The sequence below is a fragment of the Microbacterium sp. sgz311019 genome (genome assembly GCF_056135325.1).
Genome location: NZ_JBWAXO010000002.1, coordinates 387413 through 414097 on the forward strand (window position 1 = coordinate 387413; position 26685 = coordinate 414097).

The 26685-nt window shown below is 71.7% G+C and carries 21 protein-coding genes; 9 read left to right on the forward strand and 12 right to left on the reverse strand.

Annotated elements, in window-relative coordinates; translation table 11 throughout:
* Positions 1-23: 23 nt before the first annotated feature.
* Positions 24-881 (forward strand): LLM class flavin-dependent oxidoreductase, encoded by an 858-nt coding sequence (locus tag AC0NZN_RS04675; RefSeq protein WP_474591099.1) that lies wholly within the window; start codon positions 24-26, stop codon positions 879-881.
* 38 nt (positions 882-919) lie between these two features.
* Complete coding sequence (locus AC0NZN_RS04680; protein ID WP_474591100.1) at positions 920-2443, forward strand: ATP-dependent DNA ligase; 1524 nt, start codon at positions 920-922, stop codon at positions 2441-2443.
* Positions 2444-2525: 82 nt separating this feature from the next.
* On the opposite strand, the gene AC0NZN_RS04685 is transcribed toward AC0NZN_RS04680, so the two are convergent.
* The 9 genes from AC0NZN_RS04685 to AC0NZN_RS04725 form a co-directional block, all read right to left on the reverse strand.
* The gene (locus tag AC0NZN_RS04685) at positions 2526-3794 is read right to left on the reverse strand and encodes a sugar ABC transporter permease (protein ID WP_474591101.1); all 1269 of its coding nucleotides are present in this window, start codon (positions 3792-3794) and stop codon (positions 2526-2528) included.
* Positions 3791-4579 carry an ATP-binding cassette domain-containing protein gene (locus tag AC0NZN_RS04690; RefSeq protein ID WP_474591102.1) on the reverse strand — a complete coding sequence of 263 codons (789 nt, stop codon included), beginning with the start codon at positions 4577-4579 and terminating at the stop codon, positions 3791-3793. The genes AC0NZN_RS04685 and AC0NZN_RS04690 overlap by 4 nt, the downstream gene beginning before the upstream one ends.
* Positions 4580-4663: 84 nt before the next feature.
* On the reverse strand, positions 4664-5731 hold the full coding sequence (locus AC0NZN_RS04695; protein ID WP_474591103.1) for a sugar ABC transporter substrate-binding protein: 1068 nt from the start codon (positions 5729-5731) through the stop codon (positions 4664-4666).
* A gap of 177 nt (positions 5732-5908) precedes the next feature.
* Positions 5909-7105, reverse strand: a complete 1197-nt coding sequence (locus AC0NZN_RS04700; RefSeq protein ID WP_474591266.1) for a sugar ABC transporter permease — start codon at positions 7103-7105, stop codon at positions 5909-5911.
* A 29-nt stretch (positions 7106-7134) separates the two neighbouring features.
* Entirely contained in the window at positions 7135-8043 is a 909-nt protein-coding gene (locus AC0NZN_RS04705; protein ID WP_474591104.1) for an ATP-binding cassette domain-containing protein, read from the reverse strand.
* Positions 8040-9110, reverse strand: coding sequence for a sugar ABC transporter substrate-binding protein (locus AC0NZN_RS04710; RefSeq protein WP_474591105.1), 1071 nt, complete (start codon positions 9108-9110; stop codon positions 8040-8042). Before AC0NZN_RS04710 ends, AC0NZN_RS04705 begins: the two co-directional genes overlap by 4 nt.
* A gap of 9 nt (positions 9111-9119) precedes the next feature.
* Positions 9120-10310: an ROK family transcriptional regulator gene (locus tag AC0NZN_RS04715; RefSeq protein WP_474591106.1), complete on the reverse strand. Its 1191-nt coding sequence runs from the start codon at positions 10308-10310 to the stop codon at positions 9120-9122.
* A 28-nt stretch (positions 10311-10338) separates the two neighbouring features.
* On the reverse strand, positions 10339-11319 hold the full coding sequence (locus tag AC0NZN_RS04720) for a Gfo/Idh/MocA family protein (RefSeq protein ID WP_474591107.1): 981 nt from the start codon (positions 11317-11319) through the stop codon (positions 10339-10341).
* 31 nt (positions 11320-11350) lie between these two features.
* Positions 11351-12697, reverse strand: coding sequence for an O-acetylhomoserine aminocarboxypropyltransferase/cysteine synthase family protein (locus AC0NZN_RS04725; RefSeq protein ID WP_474591108.1), 1347 nt, complete (start codon positions 12695-12697; stop codon positions 11351-11353).
* 71 nt (positions 12698-12768) lie between these two features.
* Here AC0NZN_RS04725 and AC0NZN_RS04730 point away from each other — a divergent pair, with 71 nt between their 5' ends.
* Entirely contained in the window at positions 12769-13611 is an 843-nt protein-coding gene (locus AC0NZN_RS04730; protein ID WP_474591109.1) for a sulfurtransferase, read from the forward strand.
* Here the strand turns inward: AC0NZN_RS04730 and AC0NZN_RS04735 are convergent.
* A complete protein-coding gene (locus AC0NZN_RS04735; RefSeq protein ID WP_474591110.1) occupies positions 13608-14561 on the reverse strand; it encodes a quinone oxidoreductase family protein in 954 nt (317 codons plus the stop codon). The two genes, AC0NZN_RS04730 and AC0NZN_RS04735, sit on opposite strands and share 4 nt — an antisense overlap.
* Positions 14562-14629: 68 nt before the next feature.
* A complete protein-coding gene (gene hrpA / locus AC0NZN_RS04740; RefSeq protein ID WP_474591111.1) occupies positions 14630-18565 on the reverse strand; it encodes an ATP-dependent RNA helicase HrpA in 3936 nt (1311 codons plus the stop codon).
* 55 nt (positions 18566-18620) lie between these two features.
* Here hrpA and AC0NZN_RS04745 point away from each other — a divergent pair, with 55 nt between their 5' ends.
* Together AC0NZN_RS04745 and AC0NZN_RS04750 are read left to right on the forward strand one after the other, a co-directional pair.
* On the forward strand, positions 18621-19457 hold the full coding sequence (locus AC0NZN_RS04745) for an aldo/keto reductase (protein WP_474591112.1): 837 nt from the start codon (positions 18621-18623) through the stop codon (positions 19455-19457).
* A gap of 10 nt (positions 19458-19467) precedes the next feature.
* Entirely contained in the window at positions 19468-21276 is a 1809-nt protein-coding gene (locus tag AC0NZN_RS04750; protein WP_474591113.1) for a thioredoxin domain-containing protein, read from the forward strand.
* Here AC0NZN_RS04750 and AC0NZN_RS04755 read toward each other — a convergent pair.
* Positions 21273-22520 carry a glutamyl-tRNA reductase gene (locus tag AC0NZN_RS04755; RefSeq protein ID WP_474591114.1) on the reverse strand — a complete coding sequence of 416 codons (1248 nt, stop codon included), beginning with the start codon at positions 22518-22520 and terminating at the stop codon, positions 21273-21275. The two genes, AC0NZN_RS04750 and AC0NZN_RS04755, sit on opposite strands and share 4 nt — an antisense overlap.
* Before the next feature lie 66 nt (positions 22521-22586).
* Between AC0NZN_RS04755 and hemE the strand changes: the two genes are divergently transcribed.
* From hemE to hemC, 4 genes are read left to right on the forward strand one after another with little or no spacing between them, the layout of a single operon-like run.
* Entirely contained in the window at positions 22587-23666 is a 1080-nt protein-coding gene (gene hemE / locus AC0NZN_RS04760; protein WP_474591115.1) for a uroporphyrinogen decarboxylase, read from the forward strand.
* Positions 23667-23718: 52 nt separating this feature from the next.
* Complete coding sequence (gene hemQ / locus AC0NZN_RS04765) at positions 23719-24387, forward strand: hydrogen peroxide-dependent heme synthase (protein ID WP_474591116.1); 669 nt, start codon at positions 23719-23721, stop codon at positions 24385-24387.
* Positions 24384-25526 carry a ferrochelatase gene (locus AC0NZN_RS04770; RefSeq protein WP_474591117.1) on the forward strand — a complete coding sequence of 381 codons (1143 nt, stop codon included), beginning with the start codon at positions 24384-24386 and terminating at the stop codon, positions 25524-25526. Before hemQ ends, AC0NZN_RS04770 begins: the two co-directional genes overlap by 4 nt.
* The gene (gene hemC / locus AC0NZN_RS04775) at positions 25523-26428 is read left to right on the forward strand and encodes a hydroxymethylbilane synthase (protein WP_474591118.1); all 906 of its coding nucleotides are present in this window, start codon (positions 25523-25525) and stop codon (positions 26426-26428) included. The genes AC0NZN_RS04770 and hemC overlap by 4 nt, the downstream gene beginning before the upstream one ends.
* The last annotated feature ends 257 nt before the right edge of the window (positions 26429-26685 follow it).

Genomic DNA, 26685 nt, shown 5'->3' on the forward strand with positions numbered 1-26685 from the left:
GAGGCCTCTGGAAGACTGAGCGCATGACCCGCATCGGCGCGATCTTCGTCCCCCACTGGTACCCGCCCGAGGACCTCCCAGCGGCGGCACGCGCCGCCGAGGCCGCGGGACTCGGCGAGCTGTGGCTGTGGGAGGACTGCTTCGTCCACTCGGCGTACGCCGCCGCATCCGTCGCCCTCGCGTCGACCGAGAAGCTGCGGGTCGGGGTCGGGATCGCTCCCATGCCGATGCGCAACGTCGCGACGAGTGCGATGGAGATCGCGACGGTCGCGCGTCTGTTCCCCGGACGGCTCCTGCCCGGCGTCGGGCACGGGGTGCAGTCCTGGATGGGGCAGATCGGCGCCCGCGTCGCCTCGCCGCTGAGCCTCATGCGCGAGTACCTCCCTGCGCTGCGGAGCCTGCTGTCGGGGGAGACGGTCACGACGTCGGGGCGTTACGTGTCTCTCGAGAACGTGACGCTCGGCTGGCCGCCCGCGGAGCCGCCCGTCGTCTACGCGGCGGCCGAGGGGCCGAAGACGCTCGCGCTCGCCGGCGAGATCGCGCAGGGGGTCGTGCTCGATAGCCGGCACAGGCCCGCCGAGATCGCGACGGCGGTCGCGGCTGTGCGCGCGGGCGGCGAGGGTCCGCATGACATCGTCGCGTATGTGCAGACGGCGTTCGGACCGGATGCGGTGCCCCGCGCGCGAGCCGTCTTCGGTGAGGCCCCTCCCGCCGATGTCGACGAGCGCTTCCTCGCGGGCGACCCCGAGGACGTGGCGCGTGGCGCGCAGGCCTTCTTCGATGCGGGGGTGGACGCCGTCATCCTGCTGCCGACCCGCGACGCCGACCTCGCCGGCTTCTTCGGTTCGGCCGGGGCGGTCGCCCGACTCGTCGAGGGCTGACGGGGCCGCCTGTCGGATGTGAGTGGCAGACTGCGAGGGTGCTGCTCGCCGAGGTCGTCGCGACCGTCTCCGTCGTGGGCGCCACGCGGTCAAGACTCGCCAAGTTCGATGCGCTCGCGGTGCTCCTGCGCGAGCTCGCGCCGGACGAGGTCCCGATCGCGATCGGACTGCTCACCGCGAACCCTCGGCAGGGGCGTATCGGCGTGGGATGGCGCGGAGTGTTCTCGCTGGATGCCGAGCACGCCGAGACGCCGACGCTGACCCTCACCGACGTCGACGACGCATTCGACGCGCTGGCCGCCCATGGCGGACCGGGTTCGGCCGGAGAGCGGGCGGCGACACTGCGCGAGCTCGCGGAGCGGGCGACGCCGGACGAGTGGGATTTCCTCTCCCGCGTCATCCTCGGCGAGCTCCGCACGGGGGCCCTCGAGGGCGTGCTGCTCGAGGCGATCGCGCGTGCCGCGGATCGACCCGCGGATGCCGTGCGCCGGGCGGCGATGCTCTCCGGCGATCTCGGCGAGACGGCCCTCGTCGCACTGACCCAACCGGCGCAGGCGCTGGAGGCGGTCGGGCTGGAGGTCGGCCGACCTGTGCTCCCGATGCTGGCCGGGACCGCGTCATCCGTCGCCGCAGCCATCGCCGAGGCGGGCGAGAGCTCGGTCGAGTACAAGCTCGACGGCGCCCGGATCCAGGTGCACCGCGACGGAGCCGACGTGCACGTCTACACCCGCAGCCTCGCCGACATCACGCACCGCGTGCCGGAGATCGTCGAGGCCGCCCTCGCCCTTCCGGCCGAGGAGGTGATCCTCGACGGCGAGACGCTGTCGCTCGACGAGGACGGCGGTCCGCGGCCGTTCCAGGACACGATGGCGCGGTTCGGCTCGGAGACCGCCGCCGCGATCGCGCTGCGACCCTGGTTCTTCGACATCCTGCACCTCGACGGCCGCGACCTCATCGACGAGCCGTTGTCAGTGCGCCGCGAGGTGCTCGCCGGCGTTGCCGGGGAGTCGGTCATGCCGGGCATCGTCACGGACGACCCCGCGCGCGCGGAGGGGTTCTCCCGCGAGGCGCTGGCGGCAGGACACGAGGGCGTGATGGTCAAGGCGGTCGGAGCGCCCTACGCCGCGGGCCGCCGGGGCAAGAGCTGGCTCAAGGTCAAGCCCGTGCTGACCTACGACCTCGTCGTGCTCGCCGTGGAGTGGGGCTCGGGGCGCCGCACCGGCCTGCTCTCGAACCTGCACCTCGGCGCGCGAGATCCCGACGGGGAGTTCGGCGAGCCCGGCGGGTTCGTCATGGTCGGCAAGACCTTCAAGGGCCTGACGGATGCGACGCTCCGCTGGCAGACCGAGCACTTCCCGACGATCGAGACGCACCGCTCCGCGTACGCGGTGCACGTGCGCCCGGTCACCGTGGTCGAGATCGCGATCGACGGCGTGCAGCGGTCGTCCCGCTACCCGGGCGGCGTCGCGCTGCGTTTCGCCCGCGTGAAGGGCTATCGCCCGGACAAGCGGGCCGACGAGGCCGACTCGATCCAGAGCCTGCGCGCGCTGTTGCGCGGCTGATCCCGACCGGAGACAGACGAAGGCGCCGGGCGGATGCATCCGCCCGGCGCCTGTCGTTCTCTGTGAGCCCGTGTGAGCTCCGCTAGATTCTCGCTCCGCCGGATCGCAGACGCGACAGGGCGTCCACCGTGGCGGCGAGGATCAGGACGACGCCGGTCACGACGAAGTTGACACCCGCCGGCAGGTTCAGCAGGCCGAGGCCGTTCGTGATGACCGCGATGACGAGCGCGCCGACCGCGGCGTTCATGAGACGCCCCTTGCCACCGAACAGGCTGACACCGCCGACGACCGCCGCGGCGACACCGCTCAGGACGATGTCACGGCCGGCAGCGGCATCCACCGAGCCGACGCGCGTGGCGCTCAGCAGCCCCGCGAACACGGCGAGCGTAGAACAGCACACGAACGCCCACCACTTGATCCAGCGCACCTTGACGCCCGCGCGGCGAGCGGCCTCGGCGTTGCCGCCGATCGCGTAGATGTAGCGGCCGTACTTCGTGCGGTCGAGCACGAAGGTGCCGACCCACAGGATCACGAGCACCACCGGGACGACGATCGGCACGCCCTGCACCGGGACCACCGACTGCGAGCGGTCGAGGTTCAGGATGTACACGACCACGCCGCCGAGGACGAGGATCACGCCGAGCTTGATCCACACGAGTGCGATCGCGCGGTTCGGCACGCCGGCCCGAGTGCGCCGCGCGCGGTCCCAGAACGACGTCCCGGCCGAGATCGCCAGCATGATCGCGAGCATCACCCAGCCCCCCCAGACGGGGAGGTTCCCGTTCTGGAGCGCGATGAGCTCCGGCACCTGGATGCGGTACAGACCGCCCGAGCCGATCACCGAGAGCGCGACGCCCTGGTAGCCGAGGAACAGACCCAGCGTCACGACGAACGACGGGATGCCCACTCGCGCCACCAGGAAGCCGATCAGGGCACCGGTCGCGACGCCGAAAGCGAAGGCGAGGACGAGAGAGAGGATCCAGTTCCAGTGGGCGACATCGACGAGCACGACGAAGATCGCCATGCCCACACCGCCGGTGACACCCGCCGAGAGGTCGATCTCGCCGAGCAGCAGGACGAAGACGAGCGCCATGCCGAGCATGACGAGCGTCGCCGCCTGATTGATCAGGTTCGCGAAATTGCCGGCGGTGAGGAAGTACGGGCTCAGGATCGCGAACAGGATGCTGAGCACGATGAAGCCGCCGATGGCGGGGAGCGAACCCATGTCGCCCCCGCGCACGCGCTGCAACCATGCCGACATCTGGTCGCCGAGGCCGCCCTCGACGCCGCTGCCGATGAGATCGCTCGAGAGCGGGTCGGGCGCCGCCTCGGTGCGTTCCGTGGTGGTCATTGTGCTCCTCCCGTGACGATCACACTGGTGTCGATGATCGGGGCGCCGGTCAGCGTCTTCGTGCCCGTGATGTAGCCCACGACGTCGTCGCGCGTGGTGGCTGCGGCGTCGACCTGCGCGACCATCTGGCCGAGGTACAGGACGGCGATGTCGTCCGCGACTTCAAAGACGTCGGCGAGGTTGTGGCTGATGATGATGACCGCCACGCCCTGGCCTGCCAGGCGCTTGACGAGATCGAGCACCTGCGCGGTCTGCGCGATGCCGAGGGCTGCCGTCGGCTCGTCGAGGATGACGACCCGGGCCTTCTTCAGGACCGCGCGGGCGATCGCCACCGTCTGGCGCTGACCGCCGGAGAGCGACGACACCTTCTGGCGGACCGACTTGACCGTGCGCACCGAGAGTGATCGGAGCGCATCGGACGCGTCGCGCTCCATGCGGCCCTCGTCGAACGTGCCCGTCGAGGTCTCCTCACGCCCGAGGAACATGTTCTGGACGATGTCGAGGTTGTCGCACAGCGCGAGGTCCTGGTAGACGACCTCGATGCCCATGCCCTGCGCCTCGCGCGGGGTGTGCAGCGGCTGGTGGGTTCCGTCGATGAGGACTTCGCCCTCGTCATAGGGCTGGACGCCCGCGAGACCCTTGATGAGGGTGGACTTGCCGGCGCCGTTGTCGCCGACGAGCGCCGTGACCTTGCCCGGACGGACCACGAGGTCGACGCCCTTGAGGACGTTGACCGGTCCGAACGACTTCTTCACGCCGCGCAGTTGGATGATCGGTTCTGCCATGCTCGCTTCCTTGCGTTCGGGTTGTGCCGAAGTGCGGCCAGAGGCGCCGCGTCGTCGCCGACGCGGCGCCTCTGGGTGCCAGCTTTACTTGACGCCGTACTTCGCGCAAGCAGCCTGCACGTCAGCGGTGCAGATGTCCGACGCGGAGGCGTCGCCCGCCTGCACGACGGACTCTACGCCGTCCGGGCCCACGAGCTTCGGCGTGACCGCGATGTACGGCGTGCCGTCGGCGAGCTTCTTGTCGACGCTGGGCTTCTGGCCCTTCAGCAGCGCGACGGCGAGCGTCGTCGCCGCGGTCGCCTCAGCCTTGACGGGCTTGTACACCGTGGCCGTCTGCCACCCCAGCAGGACGTTCTGCAGACCCGCCGTGGAGGCGTCCTGGCCGGAGACCGGCACGCCCTTCAGGTTGTTGTTCTGCAGGACCTTGATGACGCCGGCCGCGTTGGTGTCGTTGGCGACCCACACCGCGTCGACGTGACCGCCGAGCGAGGTCAGCGCCTGCTCGAAGTTGGTCTGCGACTTGGCCTGGTCCCAGACCCCCGGGGGCTCCGCCACCGGCTTGATGCCCGCAGCCGACATGGCCGTGTTGGCGCCGTCGTGGAACATCTTGGCGTTGCCGTCGGTCGGGTCGCCGCCCATGTAGACGACCTTCGCGGTCGCCGGGTCCTTGCCGGCGGCCTTCAGGCCGTCGACGATCGACTGGCCCTCGAGACGGCCGACCTCGGTGTTGTCGAACGACACGTAGTAGTCCGCACCCGAGATGGGGCGGTCGTAGGCGATGACCGGGATGCCCTGGGACTTGGCCTTCGACGCGACGCCGGCACCGGCGCCGTTGTAGTCGACGAGGAGCATGACGCCGCAGCCCTTGCTCATCTGCTGGTCGGCGATGGTCGAGTACTTGTTGGTGTCACCCTGAGCGTTCTGGATGTCGGCCTGGAAGCCGGCAGACGTCAGGCCGTCCTGCAGGTACTTGCGGTCGAAGTTCTCCCAGCGGGGCGACGATGCCGCGTCCGGCAGGATCACGCACGCGCGCTTGCCACCGGCCGCACCGGTGCTGGTCGCGGACGAGCCGCCCGAGCCGGAACAGCCGGCCAGCATGACGGCGGCTGCACCCGTGAGGGCCGCCACCGCGAGGATGGAACGCTTCTTCATCTCTTGCCTTTCATCGTTGAACTGCTCTCCCCAGGAAGGAGTCGCAACATTGCTCGGTAGTGATCATCGTTCGCGCGCACCACTGTCGTCAAGTCTTGAACGTAACGCTTTGGCAACGTCGATTCAGCGTTCGGCCTGTGAACGCAACGACTCAGCCGCCGAACGGCGCGATAGGGCTCAGGCGCGGCCGGTGGCGGCGCGGGTCTTGCGTGAGAGCGCGTCCACGATGACGGCGAGTGCGAGCACGACGCCCGTGACCATGAACCGCACGGAGGCGTCGAGGTTCAGCAGCGTCAGGCCGGAGGACACCGACTGGATGACGATGATGCCGAGCAGTGCGGAGTATGCGGAGCCCCGGCCGCCGAACAGGCTCGTCCCGCCGATGACGGCCGCCGCGATGGCGTTCAGGTTGGTGTCGCCGCCGCCGGAGCTCTGGTTCGCGGCGCCGAGCCAGGCGGCCGCGAGGATGCCGCCGAGGGCGGCGAACATCGAGCACAGCGCGAACACCGAGTAGTAGATCCGGCGCACGCGGATGCCGGCGCGCCGGGCCGCCTCTTCCGAGCCTCCGACGGCGTAGACCGCGCGTCCCCACCGGGTGCGCGTCAGCGCGATGTTCATCGCGACCACGAGCACGAGGAAGAACAGGAACATCACGCCGACCCCGCGCGACAGGTTCAGGTACCACGCGACGAGCGCGAGGAGCACCAGCATCCCGCCCGTCCGCGCGCCGATCTCGAGGATGCTCTGGCTGTCGAGGTTCGCCGCGAGCCGGCGTCGGGAGCGCCGCAGCAGCACCCAGCCATAGGCGGCGGCCGTGAGCGCGGCGGCGACGTAGGAGGCCCACGCCGGCAGGAACATCTGCTGTGCGAACTGCACGATCCAGGAGTCGTACGGCAGGTTGATCGAGCCGGTTCCGCCCAGCACGCGCAGCTGCAGCCCGAGGAAGCCGAGGAGGCCGGCGAGCGTGATGACGAAGCTCGGAAGGCCGAACTTCGTGTACAGGAACCCGTACAGGAGCCCGACGAGGAGGCCTGCGACGAGCCCGGCCGCGATGGCGAGGAGGAGATTCCAGCGCAGTTCGACGAGCGTCACGGCGAGGATCGCGGCCGCGAGGCCCGAGACCGATCCGACGGACAGGTCGATCTCGCCGACGAGCAGGACGAGCACGACGCCGAGCGCGATCGTGCCGACCGCAGCGCACTGCATCGTGAGGTTCACGAGGTTCTTGCTCGAGAGGAACACCGGGTTCAGCGACTGGAAGATCGTCCAGATGATGACCAGGCCGACGATGACCGGGAGCGATCCCAGGTCGCCGCCGCGCACGCGGGCGACGAGCAGCCCCACACCGCGGCGGATGCCGCCGGCGCTCAGCATCCGCTCGTCCTCCACATCGGCGGAGCCGGTCATGCGTCGCCCTTCCTGCGTGGACGCCGCGCGCTCTTCGCCGGCAGATCGATGACGTTGTCCGGGTGCGGGACCGGGGGAGACGGCGGCTCCTGTACAGCGGGCGCCGTCGCCGCCGGCTTCACCGGGACCGTGGTCTGGGGGAGGTGCGAGTGGTCCATCGCGCCGGTGATGGCCGCGATGAGGGTCTCGCTCGTCACGTCGACGACGTTGTAGACGCCGTTGTTGCGCCCGAGCCGCAGCACGACCACGCGGTCCGCGACCGCCAGCACGTCGGCCATGTTGTGGCTGATCAGGATGACGCCGTGCCCGCGCTCGCGCAGCGTCTCGATGAGGTTCAGCACCTCCGCCGACTGGGCGACACCCAACGCGGCGGTCGGCTCGTCGAGGATGACGATCCTCGGATCGCCGATGAGCGATCTCGCGATGGCGACCGTCTGGCGCTGACCGCCGGAGAGTGTCGCGACCGGCGTGCGCACGGACGGGAGGCGCGCCGACAGCTCCCGCAGCAGCGTCCACGTCCTCTGCTCCATCTCGACCTCGTCGAGGAAGCGCCCGTCGAGCATCTCGCGGCCGAGCCAGAGGTTCGCGACGACGTCGAGGTTGTCGCACAGGGCGAGATCCTGGAAGACCGTCGCGATGCCGAGGGCCTGCGCATCCGCCGGCGATCCGATCTCGACGACGTCGCCGTCGAACTCGATGGTTCCGGCGTCCGGCGGGTGGACGCCGGCGAGCACCTTCACCAGCGTCGACTTGCCCGCGCCGTTGTCGCCGACGATGGCGACGACCTCGCCCTCGTTGACCCAGAAGTCGACGTCGGTCAGCGCCTTCACGGCGCCGAACCGCTTGCCGATGCCCGTCATGGTCAGCACGCGCACGCGTGCCCGGCGTGCCTGCGACGGCTTCATCGGATGCCCTGCTGCGCGCACTCGGCCGCGTACGGGGGCGTGCAGATGTCGGAGGCCGTCCAGAACCCGTCGGCGATCACCGTCGCGTCGATGTCGTCGACCCGCACCGGGACGGGGTTGAGAAGCGTCGTCGGCGTGCCGTCGGTCGACAGCGGTGTCGTGATCCTTCTGCCCTTGATGAGGTCGACGGCGGCCTCCGCCGCCTTGTACGCCTCGGGCTTGATCGCCTTGTACACGGTCATGTACTGGTCGCCCGCGACGATCCGCTGCATGGCGGCGAGCTCGGCGTCCTGGCCCGTGACGAAGGGGGGATGCTGGATCCCCGCCGCCTTGAACGCGGCGATCGCACCGCCGGCCACGCCGTCGTTCGCCGCGTACACGCCGGCGATGCGGTCGCCGTACTGGGCGATCTGCCCCGCGACCCACGCCTGGGCCTTGTCCGGGCTCCAGTCCGGGGTGTCGTACTCCGCGAGCACCGACAGGCCGCTGCCGTCGATGACGCTGTGCGCGCCGGTGCGGAAGAGCTTGGCGTTGCTGTCAGTGGGCGATCCGTTGACCATCAGGATGCCGCCGTTCGGGGTGCCCGCGGCGCGCATCGCCTCGACGAGCGCCGTGGCCTGCAGCTTGCCGACCTTCTCGTTGTCGAACGACACGTAGTACGACAGCCCGCCGCCGGAGATCAGCCGGTCGTAGGAGATCACCGGCACATGCTGGGCCCGCGCGGAGCTCACGATGCTCGTCGCGGCCTTCGAGTCGACGGGATCCAGGACCAGCACGTCCGCCCCGGCTGCGAGCGCCGATTCGGCCTGCTGCTTCTGGGCCGCCGCATCCTGATCCGCGTTCGAGTACAGCAGGGAGTAGTGGCCGAGCTGCTTCACGCGCTCCTCGAACAGCGGCCGGTCGAACGTCTCGTAGCGCGCCGTCTTCGCCTCGGGAAGCAGGAGCGCGATGGTGCCGTCGGCGGCCGGCTGGGCGCCGCATCCCGCCAGCCCCGCGGATGCCAGAACGGCCGCCGCCGCGAGGGCGACCGTGCGCACCAGCGTGTGCGCTCTGTTCCGGATGGGCATCCTACGAGGCTACGCGGTGGCCGGGATCACGTCGGCATCGACGGTCACGTGGTCGAGCGCCATCGCGATCGCCCCGCGCGTCTCAGCCCATTCGCCGAATGTCGTGCCGACGATCTCGGGCAGGCCGCTCGCGGACGTGAGCGCCGTGCGCTCCAGCGAGTGGCGCAGCGGCGCCATGAGGATCTCTCCCGCCTGGGCCAGGTCGCCGCCCATCACGATGAGCTCGGGGTCGAAGAGGTTGCACAGGCTCGCGGCGGCGATGCCGATGTGGCGGCCGGCATCGGCTATGACGCGGTGCGAGCGCCCGTCGCCGCCGTCGGCGGCCTGGATGAGGTCGCTGAGACGCTGCATGCCCTCCCCAGGTGGGAAGAGCGAGAGCAGCGCGGGTCCCGCGGCGTACGTCTCGAGGCAGCCGCGGTTGCTGCACCGGCAGATGGGCCCGTTCTCGTCGATCGTCACGTGGCCGATCTGTCCGGCCTTGCCGTTGACCCCGCGGAAGAGATCGCCCCCGATGACGAGGCCGGCGCTGATCGTGTGGCCGACGCGGATGAAGACGGAGGATGCAGCGTCGCGCGCCGCGCCCTCCCGTGCCTCGGCGAGTCCGCCGAGGTTGGCCTCGCTGTCGACGAAGACGGGACGCCCGATGCGGGCGGTGAGGCTGTCGGCGACGTCCACGCCCTCCCATCCGCGCAGGAGGCCCGGCGTGGAGACCATGCCCGTGCGCTGGTCGACCGGTGCGGGCAGGGCGAGCCCGACGGCGAGCAGGTCGTTCACGCTGCCGCCGAGGGACTCCATCATGTCGCCGAGCAGCAGGCTCAGGCGGTCGAGCTCGGCGTCGTGCCGATGGTCGAGGGGCAGGGGGAGAGAGCTCTGGGTGACGATCGTCCGGGTGGCGTCGGCGATCGCGATGTGCAGCTGCCGCGAGCTGTAGTGCACGCCGGCGACGAGGCCGAGTTCGCGGGCGAGCGAGACGAGCGTCGCGCGGCGTCCGTTGCGCGACGTGATGTTCGCGGTGTGGAGCAGCCCCGAGGCGGTCAGCTCCTTGACGATGTTGGAGACCGTGGCGGGGGACAGGCCCGTGTTGCCGGCAAGCTCGACCTGGGTCAGTCGCCCATGTCGTTTGAGCGACTCGACCAGGCGTGCCCGGTTCGCCTCTCGCAACGATGTCTGAGAGCCGGGCGGAATGTTCCCGCGTGCCACAGAGTCACTGTACTCTGCGGATCCTGATTCACTCCTGCGGGTACACCACGCCGATCTGGGCGCGTATGGCGTCCAGAGCATGCATGATCGCGACGGTCTCGTCGAGCGGGAGGATGTCGCTGTCCGTCCGACCCTCGGCGACGATGCGCTCCGCGGCCAGGGCCTGGAACTGCATCCCCCGGCCCTCGACGCGCGATTCGAACGCCTCGACGACCTCGCCGTCCGGTCGCGTGAGCCGGAACGTGGTCGGCGCGTAGAACACCTGGTCGATGTCGATGCGAGCCTGGTCGCCGACGATGTGGGCGGTGTTCGGGCCGGCGGCCCGCGACGACGAGAGCGAGGTCGACATCGCGCCCGAGGCGTGCGTGAAGATCGTCGCGACCTCGGTGTCGGCACCCGTCTCGGAGAGCCGCGCCTGTGCCGTGATCGTGGTGGGCGCCCCGAGGATGTCCCATGCGAACGAGATCGGGTAGACGCCGAGGTCGAGCAGCGCGCCGCCGCCGAGCTCGAGCGCGTTGAGGCGGTGCGACGGATCGGTCGAGATGCTCTGCGTGTGGTCGGCGAAGACCGCGCGCACGTCGCCGACGGCGCCGGAGCGGACGAGTTCGCGAACCCGCTGCATGTGCGGCAGGTAGCGCGTCCACATCGCCTCCATGGCGAGGAGCCCCGCCGCGCGGGCGGCGTCGCGGACGCGATCGGCCTCGGCGCCGGTGAGCGTGAACGGCTTCTCCACGAGGACGTGCTTTCCGTGCTCGAGGGCGAGGATCGCATTCTCGGCGTGCGATGGATGCGGCGTCGCGATGTAGACGATGTCGACGCCCGGGTCATCCACCAGCGCCTCGTACGAGTCGTGCGCGCGGGGGATGTCGAACTCGCCGGCGAAGGCGTGCGCCGCATCGTTCCGGCGCGAGCCGACAGCCGCGACGTCCCGTCCAGCGGTGCGCAGGTCGCGAGTGAAAGCGTGGGCGATTCCGCCCGTGGCGAGGATTCCCCATCGGAGGCCGGTCATAGCGGCGAGCCTATCGGGGTCGGGGAGGGGCTCAGGCGACGGAGCTGCTGAGCACGACCGCGAGCGCGCGGTCGAGGTCCGCGATGATGTCGTCGACGTCCTCGAGCCCGATCGACAGCCGCACGGTCGTCGACGTGATGCCGGCCTCGGCGAGCATCGCCGGAGGCATGTGGCTGTGGGTCATGGACGCCGGGTGCGCGACCAAGGTGCGGGCATCGCCGATGTTCGCGACCAGGCGCACGACCTCGAGGGCGCCGATGACGCGCTCGACCAGGGCGAAGTCGGCCTCGGGGTCGCCCGTCGAGTGCAGATCGAAGGAGAAGACGGATGCCGCCCCCCGCGGCAGGTACGTCTGCGCGGCGGCGTAGCCGGGGTTCGACTCGATCCCCGGGTGGTTCGCACGTGCCACTGCGGGGTGGGCGTCGAGGAATCGCGCGACGGCCAGAGCGGAGTCGCTGTGCCGCCGCATCCTGAGATCCAGCGTCTCGATGCCCTGCAGCAGCTGGAAGGCGTTGAACGCCGACAGCGAGGGACCGAGGTCGTGCACGTACTTCGTCTTCACGAGCGCGATGTACGGGGAGGCGGTCGCGCCGTAGCGCTCCATCAGCGTGCCGCCGGGGACGCGCTGGTACGGCTCGTTCAGCTGCGGCCAGCGCCCCGGCTCGGCGGCGAAGTCGAACGTGCCGAGGTCGACGACGACGCCCGCGAGGGATGTGCCGTGGCCGCCCAGGAACTTCGTGGCGGAATGCACCGCGATGTCGGCACCGAAATCCTTGGTGCGCTGCAGGAACGGGGTCGCGACGGTGTTGTCGATGACGAGCGGCACACCCGCCTCGTGCGCGACCTCGGCCACCGCGCGCACATCGAGCACCTCGGCGTTGGGGTTCGTCACCGACTCCCCGAAGAACGCCCGCGTCGTCGGGCGGACCGCGGCCCGCCACGCGTCGATGTCGTGCTGGTCGACGAACGTCGTCTCGATGCCCCAGTCGACGAAGGTGTCGGCGAGGAGGTCGATCGTCCCGCCGTATAGCTGGCGGGCCGCGACGATGTGCTCGCCCGACTTCGCCAGCGCGAGCAGCGCGACGGCCACCGCCGCCTGGCCCGAGGCCACGCCCGCGGCACCGATGCCGCCCTCGAGGGCCGCGACCCGCTGCTCGAACACAGCGACGGTCGGATTCGCGGCGCGCGAGTAGATGTTGCCGTCGCGGCGGAGGGCGAAGAGGTCGCGCGCCTCGCTGAGCGACGAGAACTCGAACGCGTTCGACTGGTAGATCGGCGGGACCGACGTGTGCTGCGGGGCGCCCGCCGCGTACCCGGCCTGGATCTGATCCGTCGCGAAGGAGCGCGCGGGCGCGGGACAGTCGGTCGAATCGGGCATCCATCCATTGTCGGGGCGGGGCTCGTCCGCGCCGAGGCCGTGTGTCGAACTGTTGCGGGCAGGATGGGAGGATGCCGTCGCCCATCGTCTCCGCCGCAGAGCTCTCCGCCCTCCTCGCCTCCGACACCCCGCCGCGCGTCCTCGACGCCCGGTGGAACCTCGCGCGGGACGACGGCCGGGAGCTGTATCTCGCCGGCCACATCCCCGGCGCCGTGTACATCGACATCGACACCGAGCTGTCCACCCACGGGCGTCCGCAGGACGGGCGCCACCCGCTGCCGGCGCCGGGCGTGCTGCAGGCCGCCGCACGGCGGTGGGGCGTGAACGCCGGTGACACCGTCGTCGTGTGCGACGACTACAACTCGGTGGCCGCGGCCCGCGCCTGGTGGCTGCTGCGCCAGGGCGGCCTCGCCGACGTCCGTGTTCTCGACGGCGGGATCAGCGCGTGGAGCGAGGCGGGGCTCCCGCTCGAGTCCGGCGACGTCGTGCCGGCGCCGGGCGACGTCGTGCTGGCGGAGCCGGTGGAGGGCATCGTCGACACGCTCGGCGCGGCCCGCTGGCCGGAGTCCGGCGTGCTCATCGACGCCCGGGCGGCGGACCGCTACCGCGGCGAGGTGGAGCCGTACGATCCGATCGCCGGCCACGTCCCCGGCGCGGTGAACCTGGCCGCGCCGCTGCTGCTCGATGGCGGCCGGTTCCGCTCCGCGGAGGAGCTGCGGTCGGCCTTCGCCGCAGTCGGCGCGACGCCCGGCGTGCCGGTGGCCGCCTACTGCGGCTCCGGGGTGACGGCCGCGCACACCGCTCTGGCCGGCGCCCTCGTGGGCTTGGAGGTCACGGTCTACCCGGGGTCCTGGAGCGCGTGGTCCAACACCCCGGGCATGCCCGTGGCGACCGGAGCCGAGCCGGGGGCCTAATCGCTCCAGGGCAGCAGGACGACCTTGCCGTCGACACCGGACTGCACGACGCGCTGCGCCTCGGACGCCTCGGCCAGCGGGTACGACGGTCCGAGCTCCACGGAGAACGCTCCGTTCGCCATGAGCGCCAGCGCCACAGGGATCGCCTCGGCCCGCCACGCGAGCTCGAGCGGCGTCAGTGGATCGGGGGAGCCGCCGGAGAACGCCCGGATGCCGAGGCGTGCGGCATCCGCTCCCCGCACGAGGGTCGCGATGCGTTCGCGGTCCTCGACGAGGCCCAGAGATGCCTCGATGGCCTTGTCGGTCCCCGCGATGTCGATGGCCGCCGTGATGCCCTGCGGCGCGGCCGCGCGGATGCGGTCCTCAAGGCCCTCGCTGTCGTAGTGGACCGGTGTCGCGCCGAGGTCCTGCACGCGCTGTGCGCGCCGCGGCGAGGTCGTCGCGACGACCGCGGCCCCCCACATCCGCGCGAACTGGATCGCGGCCTGACCGACAGCGCCGGAGCCGCCGTGGATCAGCAGCGTGTCGCCCGGACCGACGGCCAGCGAGCGGACCGTCTGGTACGCCGTGCCCACCGGGATGCCGAGGGCTGCGCCCTCCGCCGCCGAGACAGCCGGAGGCCTCGGCTGCAGGTGCGACGCGGGCACGACGATGTCGGTCGCGTAGGTTCCCGTCGCGAGGAAGACGACGACGGGCTCGCCGACGCGGAAGCCCTCCACGCCCTTGCCGACCGCCGTGACGATCCCGGCGGCGTCGGCGCCGGGCCTGCGCGGCGACGTGATGCGCCCGGTGTCGCGCAGCGCCGAGCGCTGCTTCCACTCGACCGGATTGATGCCGGCCGCCTCGACGCGCACCGCCACCTCCCCCTTCCCGGGCTCCGGGTCGGGGATGTCGACGAGGGTGAGGACTTCGGGTCCGCCGAATTCGGTGTACTGGATCGCGCGTGCCATGGTGTCCGCAACCGCCTCAGGCGGTCGCCGCATTCCCTTGTCGGTCGATCCGGGCCTTCTCGGTGGAGTCATCCCCCAGGCGCGAGCGCTTTCAGGATGCGGGGGAGCGACACCGGCTCCGCCGTGCCCAGGCGCTGCGCGAACAGGCTGACGCGGTACTCCTCGAGAAGCCAGCGCGCGCGGACGAGGTGCCCGGGCGCGTCGGGTGCGGGCGGGATGCTGCCGCCGGCGTCCGTGACGGCGGCCGCCGCGCGCTCGAACTCGGTCATCCAGGCGCGATCGCGGCCGGGGTTGTCCGCGAGGCCCTGAAGGCGCACGATCGCACCCTCGAGATAGCGCGGAACGTGTTGGAGGCGCTCGATCCCGGTGCGCGACACGAATCCGGGGAAGACGAGTCCGGCCAGCTGCGCGCGGATGTCGCCGAGCGGGCCGATGAGCGCCATGCTCGTCTGCGCCTTCACCGCCCGCTCGACGTCCCGCGATCGGGTCAGGATGCGGGCGGCCAGCGACACGCACGCGAAGACGTCGTCGACGGCCGCGGCGGAGAACGCGTCGCGGACGGCCTCGAACTCGGCCGTCGTGCGCACGACGCCGGAGGGGGCCATCCGGCGGATGACGGCATCCGCCGCCGCCACACGCGCGTCCTCGATGAGCGCCTTGGCGGACGGGTACGGCGACGCCGCCAGTGCGAGCTTCTCGGCGGACGTCAGGTGCTCGAGGACGTACGCCGCCGCGGACGGCACCGCCAGCAGCACGAGGCGACGGATGCCGGCGGCCGTCGCGCGCTCGGCGGCCTCGGGGGTCGCCTCGATGCGCGTCGCCACCGTGGCGCCCTCGTCGACGAGCGCCGGATAGCCGCGCACGACCCCGCCTGCCACGCGGGTGTCGACGACCGGCGGCAGCTCGTCGATGTCCCAGGTCGTCAGCCCCGTCCGCTCCGCGAACGATGCCCCGCCGGTCTGGGCTGCGGGTGGTCGAGCGAGGGTGGAGCTACCGAGTCGGAACGCCTCGTCACCGCGTCTGGACTCGCTGCGCTCGCTCAGCGACCGCGACACAGCCGTCCGGGAGCGCTCGGAGAGCTTCGCCTGGAGTTCCGTGAGGTCGCGCCCCGAGCCGATGGCGCGGCCGCGCTCGTCGACGGCGCGGAAAGACATCCGCAGGTGCTCGGGAACCCGGTCGAGCTCGAAGTCGTCAGCCGTCACGGGCTGGTTCGCGACACGCTGGATGCGCGCGGCCAGCGCGGCGCGCAGCGTGAGGGGCGGCAGCCCCTGGTGGGACTCCGGGCCGGCGCCCTGCAGCTCCTCCGACAGCTTCGCGGCCCAGTCGGCGGCGGGCACCACATGCCGGCGGATCGACTTCGGCAGGGCGCGCAGGAGCCCTGTGACGAGTTCGTCGCGCATGCCGGGCACCTGCCAGTCGAAGCCGTCCGGCCGCAGCTGCTGCAGCAGCGCGATCGGAACCACGACCGTGACCCCGTCGTCCGCGGCGCCGGGTTCGAAGCGGTAGGCGAGAGAGAGCGCCTGGTCGCCCTGGCGCCAGCGCGTCGGGAACTCCCGCTCGTCCGCGCGCGATGCGTCGTCGGCGAGGTCGGCCTCGGACATGTCGAGCAGGCGCGGCGTGCGGTTCTGCGCATCCGTCCACCATGCCTCGAAGGAGCGCACGTCGAACACATCCGCGGGGAGGCGGGCGTCGTAGAACGCGAACACCGTCTCGTCGCCGGCGAGGATGTCGCGTCGCCGCTCGCGCTCCTCGATCTTCTCGAGCCGGCGGCGTAGCTCGAGGTTGCGTCGGGCGAACGCGGTCAGCCGCTTGTCCAGGCGGCTCGGATCCCACTCCTCCTCCACGAGCGCGTGCCGGATGAACATCTCGCGGGCGAGGGGACGGTCGATGCGCGCGAGCTGCACGCGGCGCCGCGGGACGATCTCGACACCGAACAGCGTGACCTTCTCGGCGGCGACGGCGGCCCCGGCATCCTTCGACCAGTGCGGGTCGCTCAGCTGCCGCTTCGCGAGGTCGCCGGCCAACGGCTCCGCCCACGCGGGGTCGATCGCGGCGACCGTCCGCGCGAACAGCCGGCTCGTCTCGACGAGCTCGGCAGCCATGACGGCGGCCGGCTGCTTCTTGCGCAGTCCCGATCCGGGGAAGATCGCGAACCGCGCGCCGCGCGCCCCGAGGTACTGGGTGAGGGGCCGGGTCGGCTTGCCCTTTGCCGCGGGGCCGCGCGCCGCGCCGGAGGACCGCTCGTCCACGATGCCGATGTGCGAGAGGAGGCCCGCGAGGATCGCGCGGTGCACGGCATCCGGATCCGCCGTCGTCTCGCCGCTCCGGCGCTCGGAGCCGCGGATGAGCGTCTGCAGCTGCCGGTGCACGTCGAACCACTCGCGCACGCGCACGTAGTTCAGATGCTCGGCGCGGCACAGGCGGCGGAAGGCGCTCGAGCCGAGCTCGCGCTGCTGCTCCTGCAGGTGGTTCCACAGGCTCAGGAGCGTCAGGAAGTCGCTCGTCGGATCGGTGAAGCGGGCGTGCAGACGGTCGGCCTCCTCGCGACGGTCCTCCGGACGCTCGCGGACGTCCTGGATCGACAGTCCTGCCACGATCGCCTGCACCGCCGGCAGCACACCGATGCGACGGGCCTCGACGAGCATGCGGGCGAACCGGGGGTCGATGGGCAGGCGCGCGATCTCCCGGCCCGTGTCCGTGAGGGTCGGCGCCGCTCCGGTCCGCCCCGCGACCGCACCGAGCTCGATGAGCAGGTCGAACGCGGCCTTGACGCCGCGCGAGTCCGGAGGGGTGAGGAACGGGAATGCCTGGATGTCGCCGAAGCCGAGCGACAGCATCTGCAGGATGACGCTCGCCAGGCTCGTCCGCAGGATCTCCGGCTCGGTGAACTCCGGACGCCGGTCGTAGTCCTCCTCCGCGTACAGGCGGATCGCGATGCCGGGAGCCGTGCGGCCGGCACGCCCCGAGCGCTGCTGCGCCGACGCCTGCGAGATCGCCTCGATGGGCAGCCGCTGGATCTTGCTGCGGTTGCTGTACCGCGAGATGCGCGCGGTGCCCGTGTCGACGACGTACCGGATGCCGGGCACCGTGAGGCTCGTCTCGGCGACGTTCGTCGACAGGATGACGCGGCGGCGCACCCCGGCGACGGTGGAGCGCTCGAACACCCGATGCTGCTCGGCGGCGGAGAGTCGTCCGTATAGGGGGAGCACCTCGGTGGGCGCCGCATCCTTCGCGTACATGCCGCGCACGGCATCCGACGCATCCCGGATCTCCGCCTCGCCCGGGAGGAAGACGAGGACGTCGCCCGCGGGCTCGCGGTCAAGCTCGCGAAGTGCGCCGAGGATGCCGTCGACGTCGTCCTTGTCGGTCTCGTCGCCTTCGGCGGATGGGTCGTCGTCGCCGCTGCGGTACCGGATCTCCACCGGGTAGGTGCGGCCGGACACCTCGATGACGGGCGCCGGGCGGCCGTCGGCATCCGCGAAGTGCTTCGCGAAGCTCTCCGGGTCGATCGTCGCGCTCGTGATGACGATCTTGAGATCGGGACGCTTCGGCAGCAGGCGCTTGAGGTAGCCGAGCAGGAAGTCGACGTTGAGCGAGCGCTCGTGCGCCTCGTCGACGATGATCGTGTCGTAACGGCGCAGCATCCGGTCGCGGTGGATCTCGTTGAGCAGGATGCCGTCGGTCATGAGCGCGATGCGCGTATCGGCCGACACCTTGTCGGTGAAGCGCACCTTGTAGCCGACGACGCCGCCGAGCGGCGCGTGGAGCTCCTCCGCGATGCGCTCTGCGATGGTGCGCGCCGCGATGCGGCGCGGCTGCGTGTGCGCGATGGTCTTCCGGCCGAGCTCCAGGCAGATCTTCGGCAGCTGCGTGGTCTTGCCCGAGCCGGTCGCACCGGCGACGATCACGACCTGGTGGTCGCGGATCGCGCGCGCGATCTCGTCCCGCGCGGCGCTGACGGGCAGCTCCGGCGGGTACGTGATGAGTGGTTCGGCGACGGACACAGCCTTCGATCGTATCCCCCGCCCGGGCCGGGGGGCGCACTCCTAGGCTGGAGCAATGACTGTCCCCGACATCCAGCTCAACGACGGCTACACCATTCCCCAGCTCGGATACGGCGTATTCCGCGTCCCGCCGGCCGACACCGAGCGCGCCGTCAGCGAGGCCCTCGAGCTCGGCTACCGCCACATCGACACCGCAGCCATCTACGGCAACGAGGAGGGGGTCGGCGCCGCGATCGCGGCCAGCGGCATCGCGCGCGGCGATCTGTTCGTCACGACCAAGCTGTGGAACGACCGCCACGACGGTGACGAGCCGCAGGCGGCCCTGCGCGAGAGCCTGGACAAGCTGCGCCTCGACCAGGTCGACCTCTACCTCGTGCACTGGCCGACCCCGGCGCGCAATAACTACGTGAACGCGTGGATGCGCCTCATCGAGCTGCGCGACGAGGGCCTGGCCCGCAGCATCGGCGTCTCGAACTTCCTGGTTCCGCACCTCGACCGCATCGTGACGGAGACGGGCGAGGTCCCCGCCGTCGACCAGATCGAGCTCCACCCGGCGCACCAGCAGCGCGAGGTGACCGCCTGGGCGGCGCAGCACGGAATCCGCATCGAGGCGTGGGGGCCGCTCGGCCAGGGCAAGTACGACCTCTTCGGCACGCCCGCGGTCGCCGATGCGGCCGTAGCGCACGAGAAGACGCCGGCGCAGGTGGTCATCCGCTGGCACCTGCAGCACGGCAACATCGTCTTCCCGAAGTCGGTCCGCCGCGAGCGTCTCGCGGAGAACCTCGACGTGTTCGACTTCGCCCTGACCGACGACGAGATCGCCGCCATCGACGCCCTCGACCATGCAGACGGGTCGGGTCGCGTCAGCGCCGACCCCAACGAGGTCAACTGAGCCGGATGCCGTGAACCAGCGCCTCGCGACCTCGGCGAGCCCTTACCTCCGGGCCCACGCGACGAACCCCGTCGCGTGGTTTCCGTGGGGCGAGGAGGCCTTCGCCGAGGCGCGACGGCGCGACGTCCCCGTCTTCGTCTCCATCGGGTACTCCACCTGCCACTGGTGCCACGTGATGGCGCGGGAGTCGTTCTCCGATCCGCAGATCGCCGCCGAGCTCGCCGCGGGGTTCGTGAGCGTGAAGGTCGACCGTGAGGAGCATCCGGAGGTCGATGAGGCCTACCTCGCCGCGGCGAGCGCGTTCACGCGCAGCCTCGGCTGGCCGCTCTCGGTCTTCACGACCCCCGACGGGCGTGCCTTCTTCGCCGGCACGTACTTCCCGCCCGAGCCGCGCGGCGGCATGCCGTCGTTCACGCAGGTGCTCGCGGCGGTCCGGCAGGCGTGGACCGAGCGACGAGACACGGTGGATGCGGCCGCATCCGCCGTCGTCGCGGCCCTCGAGGAGGCGGGCGCGTCCGCGGCTTCCGACCTGCCGACGCTCGCCGAGCTCGCCGATGCCGCGCGGCGGGCGGCGGCCGCTGAGGACCGACAGCACGGCGGCTTCGCCGGGCAGGGAGCGGATGCCGCGACCCCGAAGTTCCCCATGACGCCCGCGCTCGGCTTCCTGCAGCAGGCCGGTCGCGACGCGGATGCGCGCACGCAGGACGTCGCCGACCGTGCCCTCGCGGCCATGGCCGCGTCTCCTCTGCGCGATGCCGTCGACGGCGGGTTCTTCCGCTACGCGACCCGCCGCGACTGGAGCGAGCCGCACTACGAGCGCATGCTCACCGACAACGCTACGCTCATCGACGTGTCGCTGGATGCCGGCCGCGACGACCTCGTGCGCAGCACGGCGCGGTTCCTCATGGACGTGCTGCAGCAGCCGTCCGGCGGCTTCGCCGCCGCCCAGGACTCGGAGTCATGGATCGCGGGGGAGCGCAGCGAGGGCGGCTACTACCTGAGGGATGCCGCCGGCCGCGCGGAGCTGGAACCGCCGGCGACCGACGGCAAGATCGTGACGGGCTGGAACGGGCTCGCGATCGGCGCCCTCGCCCGGGCCGGTGCTCGCCTCGGTGACGACGAACTTCTCGAGGCCGCGCGCTGGGCTGCCGATGCGGTCCTGGAGACCAACGTCGCCGACGACGGCCGACTTCTGCGTGCGTCACTCGACGATGTGCCGTCCCGCGCGGCGGGCACGGCGGAGGATGCGGGGCTCCTCGCCGCCGGCCTGTGCGCGCTGGCCGCCGCCACCGGAGAGGTCGCGTATGCGGTCGCCGCCCGTGAGGTGCTCGAGCCGTTCCTCGGTGCGGGGGGATGGGCCGACCCCGTCCTCCGTGCGCGGGGCATGCCGCATCCCCCCGACTCGTCCGACTCTGATCACCCCTCCGGGCCGTCTGCGGTCGCACAGGGCGCTCTCGCCCTGTGGCTGCTCGGCGCAGGCGACGAGTACCGGGAGGCGGCGGCCGACCTCGTCCGGCGGCACGCCGCCCGCGCGCTCGCCGATCCGCTCGGGCACGGCTCGATGCTGCAGGCGGCGCTGCTCCTGGCCCGGCCCCCGCGGCAGGTCGTCGTGATCGCCGGCAACGCCGAGCTGGTCGCGGCGGCCCGCCGCATCCCCTCCGACGTCCTCGCGATCGTGACCGCCGAGCAGGCGCGCGCCTTCGCGGACGCCGGATTCACCCTCTTCGAGGGCAAGACGACGGTGAACGGAATGCCGGCCGCCTACGACTGCCGCGACTTCGCGTGCCGGCTGCCGGTCACGGATGCCGCGCAGCTCTAGCCCGCGGTGCGCTCCTCGTCGATGAGCGCCGTGAGCCGGGGTGCGACGCCGACACCGAACACGGTGCCGAGGGCGGCCTCGAACTCGTCGATGCGTCCCTCTGCCGCGAGCTCTCGCGCCCGCACCGACGGGGTGTGCGACAGGACGCCGGCGAAGTGCCGCAGCGCCGCGGCGACCGCGTCCGCGTCGGACGATCCACCGACCCGGGCGAGCTCGGCGTCGAGCAGCTTCTGGATGTGCGTGCGGACGGCGACGACGGCGGAGGCGGCCGCACGCTCGGCGGTGAAGGTCGCCGCCGCGTTGCCGACCAGCTCGTGGGCGCCGGGGCCGAGCTCCGGCAGCGCCGCGTGGCGTCCGAGCAGCTCGAGGTCCATGAGCTCGACGCCCGGCAGCGCCGCGACCGCGGGGTCGACGTTGCGCGGCAGGCCGAGGTCGATGATGAGACGCGGCGACGAGTCGGGAATGTCGTCGGCCGTGATGACATAGCGGGCGGTGCACGTGAGGACGATGTCCGCTCGGGCGATCGCCTCGCGCAGATCGCGCTCCGGCTGAACGCCGTACTTGCGGCCGAACATCTCGCCGCGGCCGGTGGCCGAGAAGACGCGCACGTCCTCGGCACCGCGGGCGCGCAGCGCCGTGATCGTCGTCGCCGCGTACTGGCCGGTGCCGACCAGGAGCACCCGGACGGTGGCCCAGTCGGTGACGCGGGAGTCGGCCAGGTCGAGCGCGAGGCGGGCGAGTGAGCGGCCGCCGGCGGCGACATCGGCCTTCGCGCGCACGGCGCGAGTCGAGTGGGCCGCGCGCTGGAAGGCCTGCTCGAGGAGGGTGCTCGTCGTCCCTGCGGTGCGGGCGGCGGACAGCGACCGCTGCACCTGACCGCTGATCTCCTCTTCACCGACGACCATGGACTCGAGGCCCGAGGCCACCGCGAACAGGTGGTGCACGACGTCGTCGCCGACGACCGATCCCGCCGACGCGGCCAAGGCCTCGGCATCCGGAGCATCCACACCCGCATCCAGGAGCGCGTCGATGACCGCGGTGCGGGCCAGGTCGGCACCGCCGGTGAGGGGCTCGTCCAGCTCGAGGTACGCCTCGAAGCGGTTGCACGTGGACAGCACGACCACGCCGCGCACGAAGTCGTGCGCGGCGACCAGGTCCGCGGCATCGGTTCCGGCCACGTGCGAGATGCGATCCAGCACGTCGAAATCCGTGTTGCGGTGATTCGCCGTCAGGCAGAAGAGCACGACGAGAGTTTAGCTGTCAGACCTGCTGAAGCCGGTCGCCACCGACACTCCCCGTAGCCTTGAGGGATGCCGTCCACCGCGATCGCCCTGCCCGCCGACCATCCGCTGCGCGACGGGCGCACCGCATCCAGCCCGCTCGTGCGGGCCGCCCGGGGCGCCCGCCCCGAGACCCTGCCCGTGTGGTTCATGCGCCAGGCCGGCCGCTCTCTGCCCGAGTACCGCTCCAGCCGCGCGGGCACGGAGATGCTCGACGCGTGCCTCACGCCGGCGCTCGCGTCGGAGATCACCCTGCAGCCGGTTCGTCGCCACGGGGTGGACGCCGCAGTGTTCTTCAGCGACATCGTCGTGCCGGTGCTGCTCGCAGGAGTGGATGTGCGGATCGTCCCCGGACGCGGGCCGGTCATCGACGAGCCCGTGCGGTCAGCGGCCGACATCCTGCGCCTGCGTCCGATCGAGCAGGAGGCGCTGCAGCCGATCGCGGAGGCCGTCGCGATGACCGTCGCCGAGCTCGGAGAGACGCCGCTGATCGGCTTCGGCGGTGCGCCGTACACGGTCGCGAGCTACCTCGTGGAGGGCGGCCCATCGAAGGACCAGTTGCGCACACGCGCGCTCATGCGCACCGACCCGCACGCCTGGGCGGCGCTGCTGAACTGGTGCGCCGACGTCACGGGGGCGTTCCTGAAGACCCAGGTGCTGGCCGGCGCCAGCGTCGTGCAGCTGTTCGACTCGTGGGCCGGCTCGCTGTCGCGCGACGACTACATCCGCCGTGCGGCGCCGCACTCGCGCCGGGCGTTCGACGCGCTGCGCGGTCTCGACGTGCCCCGCATCCACTTCGGACTCGGGATGGGGGAGATGCTCGATGCGCTTCCCGCCCTGGGTGCCGACGTCGTCGGGATCGACTGGCGTCTGCCCCTCGACGAGGCGAATCGCCGCCTCGGCGGCCGCGTGCCCCTGCAGGGCAACATCGACCCGGCGATGCTCACGGCGCCCTGGTCGCTGCTCTCCCGCCACGTGCAGGATGTGGTCGAGCGCGGCGCGGACGCCCCCGCGCACATCGTGAACCTCGGCCACGGCGTCCCGCCGGAGACCGACCCGGACGTGCTCGGACGCATCGTCGAGCTCGTCCACGAGCTTCCGGCTGGCTGAGAGCCTTGCCCAGGGGACAAGCTTCAGGCCTTCGTAATCGCATGATGGAGGGGTGACAGACCCGATCTCGTCCTCGTCCGACTTCTTCACGCTCTACGCGGTCCTTCGACGCGACCCGCACACGTCGGGCGGCGGAGGCGAGGGGGCGTCGTTCGCCGACGCGGCAGCGGCGATCGAGCCGCGTCTGCGCGGGCTCTACGACGTCTCCGGGATGCGGGCGGATGCCGACGTCCTGCTGTGGCTCACGGGCGACTCGGCCGAGCAGCTGCAGGCGGACCTCCGGGCTCTGCGCCGCAGCCGCGAGCTGGCGCCGCTCCTGCCGACCTGGAACGCCATGGGCGTTCACCGCGAGGCCGAGTTCAGCCGCGACCACGCCCCCGCCTTCGCCCGCGGTCTCGCGCCGAAGGGCTGGGTGACCGTGTACCCGTTCGTCCGCAGCTATGAGTGGTACGTGCTGCCCGCAGGCGATCGCGGGCGCATGCTCGCCGAGCACGGCGGCAAGGGCCGCGAGTTCCCGCAGGTGCTGAGCAACACCGTTGCGAGCTTCGCACTCGGCGACTACGAGTGGCTCCTCGCCCTCGAGGCCGACGACGTGGTCGACCTCGTCGACCTCATGCGTCACCTGCGCGCCACCGACGCGCGCCTGCACGTGCGCGAGGAGGTGCCGTTCTTCACCGGCCGCCGCATCGACGCCGACGAGCTGGCCGAGGTGCTCCGGTGACCTCTGAGGGTGTCGTCCTGGCTGCCTCGCCCGCCGCGTCCTCGGGCGCCGCGCACGTCGAGGCGCCCGTCGCCTACGACGCGATCCTGCTCGCGAGCTTCGGCGGTCCGGAGGGGCAGGACGACGTCATCCCGTTCCTCCGCAACGTGACACGCGGGCGAGGCATCCCCGAGGAGCGTCTCGAGGAGGTCGCGCACCACTACCGCGCATTCGGCGGCGTGAGTCCCATCAACGATCAGAATCGGGCGCTCAAGGCCGCGCTCGAGGCGGAGCTCGCCGCGCGTGGCATCGACCTGCCCGTCCTGTGGGGCAATCGCAACTGGGCCCCCTACCTGTCCGATGCACTGCGGGAGGCCGACGAGCGGGGCCTGAGGACCCTCCTCGCCATCGGCACGAGCGCCTACTCGTCGTACTCGAGCTGCCGCCAGTACCGTGAGGACTACGCCGCAGCCCTCGCCGAGACAGGGCTCGAAGGCGCCATCACGATCGACAAGGTGCGGCAGTTCTTCGACCACCCGGGCTTCGTGCAGCCGTTCCTCGACGGCGTGCGCGCCGGACTGGCGGAGGTGGGCGACGCGAAGACGCACGTGCTGTTCTCCACGCACTCGGTGCCGACGGCGGATGCCGACCGCTCCGGTCCGCGCGACCTCGACTTCGGTGCCGGCGGTGCGTATGCCGCGCAGCACCGCGCGGTCGCCGAGGTCGTCATGGCGGAGCATCCGGGCGTCGGCTGGGATCTCGTCTACCAGTCGCGGTCCGGCCCGCCGACCCAGCCGTGGCTGGAGCCTGACATCAACGACCGCATCGCCGAGCTCGCAGCCGACGGTGTCACCGGGCTTGTGATCGTGCCGCTCGGCTTCATCTCCGATCACATGGAGGTCGCCTGGGACCTCGACACCGAGGCCCTCGACACCGCTCGCGAGCACGGCATGACCGCTGTGCGCGTGCCGACGCCGGGCGTGCACCCCGCCTTCGTGAGCGGGCTCGTCGACCTCGTCCTCGAGCGCCGCGACGGCGTGCCGATGGGCGAACGGCCCGCGCTCACCGCCCTCGGGCCGTGGTTCGACGTCTGTCGACCGGGCTGCTGCGAGAACGTGCGCCTCGGATTCAAGCCCGCCGTCGCAGGGATCGCGCCGTGACGGCCGACACCCTCCGCATCGGCACTCGGGGAAGTGCGCTCGCACTCGCCCAGGCGGGCACGATCGCCGATGCGCTCGGCGGCGAGCTGGTGGTGATCACCTCGGAGGGCGATACCTCCACAGCATCCCTCGCCTCGCTCGGCGGCACCGGCGTCTTCGCCAAGGCGCTGCGCGATGCGCTCCTCGCGGGGGAGATCGACGCGGTCGTGCACTCCTTCAAGGACCTGCCGACCGCCAAGGCCTCGGGACTCTCGATCGCCGCCGTGCCCCGACGGGCGGATGCGCGTGATGCCCTGTGCGCCCGAGATGGCCTCATTGTCGACACTCTTCCCGAGGGAGCGCGCATCGGCACGGGCTCGCCCCGCCGTCGTGCGCAGATCGCCTCGGTGCGCCCCGACCTCGAGCTCGTCGACATCCGCGGCAACGTCGACACCCGCCTGGCGCGCGTGGGCGCCGAGGACCCCGAGCGGCGACTGGATGCCGTGATCCTGGCAGCCGCGGGACTCGAGCGGGTCGGTCGCGCCGAGGCTGTCACCGAGTTGCTCGAGATCGACGCGTGGCCCACCGCCCCGGCCCAGGGGGCGCTCGCCATCGAGACCCGCCGCGACGAGGAGAAGCTCGTCTCGCGGCTCGATCACCGCCCGACGCGGCTGACGACCTCCGCCGAGCGCGGCGTGCTCGCAGAGCTCGAGGCCGGCTGCGCCGCGCCGATCGGCGCGCACGCGTTCGTCGAGGACGGGATGCTCTTCCTCACGGCCCGCGTCTACGCCCCGGACGGGTCGGCGCATCTCACTGCCTCTCACGCGACGGTGGTGCAGAAGGATGCGGCCGCCGACGTCGCCGCGCGCGTCGCGGCCGAACTGCTCGCCGCGGGAGCGGCGCAGCTCGCGCCGCTGGGCTGACGCCGGCTGCCGCGGCCGGGCTGATCCGAGCCCGCGCGATCAGCCCGGGCGCTGGCCGTGCCCCGTGCCTGGGCTGGTTTGAGGCTGCCAAGTTGGATCCATCAGAGGGCGAGTGGTTTGCGCCGTGCTCGGTTCCCAGCAGCCGGGCGTGTCTGAGCGGTCGCCGAGATGGGTCTTGAGGCTCGCTCAACCATCGGGACGAGACATGCGACGGCGCTTCCGGCGCGGACAGCGATCATCCGTTGTCCGGCGACTCA

Excerpts from the sequence above, each read along its gene's own strand:
- AC0NZN_RS04725 (WP_474591108.1), bottom strand. The coding sequence starts at position 12,697 with ATGCCCGATTCGACCGACTGTCCCGCGCCCGCGCGCTCCTTCGCGACG.
- AC0NZN_RS04745 (WP_474591112.1), top strand. The coding sequence starts at position 18,621 with ATGACTGTCCCCGACATCCAGCTCAACGACGGCTACACCATTCCCCAG.
- AC0NZN_RS04685 (WP_474591101.1), bottom strand. The coding sequence starts at position 3,794 with ATGACCACCACGGAACGCACCGAGGCGGCGCCCGACCCGCTCTCGAGC.
- AC0NZN_RS04705 (WP_474591104.1), bottom strand. The coding sequence starts at position 8,043 with ATGAAGCCGTCGCAGGCACGCCGGGCACGCGTGCGCGTGCTGACCATG.
- AC0NZN_RS04730 (WP_474591109.1), top strand. The coding sequence starts at position 12,769 with ATGCCGTCGCCCATCGTCTCCGCCGCAGAGCTCTCCGCCCTCCTCGCC.
- AC0NZN_RS04735 (WP_474591110.1), bottom strand. The coding sequence starts at position 14,561 with ATGGCACGCGCGATCCAGTACACCGAATTCGGCGGACCCGAAGTCCTC.
- hemE (WP_474591115.1), top strand. The coding sequence starts at position 22,587 with ATGCCGTCCACCGCGATCGCCCTGCCCGCCGACCATCCGCTGCGCGAC.
- AC0NZN_RS04690 (WP_474591102.1), bottom strand. The coding sequence starts at position 4,579 with ATGGCAGAACCGATCATCCAACTGCGCGGCGTGAAGAAGTCGTTCGGA.
- AC0NZN_RS04710 (WP_474591105.1), bottom strand. The coding sequence starts at position 9,110 with ATGCCCATCCGGAACAGAGCGCACACGCTGGTGCGCACGGTCGCCCTC.
- AC0NZN_RS04695 (WP_474591103.1), bottom strand. The coding sequence starts at position 5,731 with ATGAAGAAGCGTTCCATCCTCGCGGTGGCGGCCCTCACGGGTGCAGCC.
- AC0NZN_RS04700 (WP_474591266.1), bottom strand. The coding sequence starts at position 7,105 with ATGCTGAGCGCCGGCGGCATCCGCCGCGGTGTGGGGCTGCTCGTCGCC.
- AC0NZN_RS04675 (WP_474591099.1), top strand. The coding sequence starts at position 24 with ATGACCCGCATCGGCGCGATCTTCGTCCCCCACTGGTACCCGCCCGAG.
- AC0NZN_RS04720 (WP_474591107.1), bottom strand. The coding sequence starts at position 11,319 with ATGACCGGCCTCCGATGGGGAATCCTCGCCACGGGCGGAATCGCCCAC.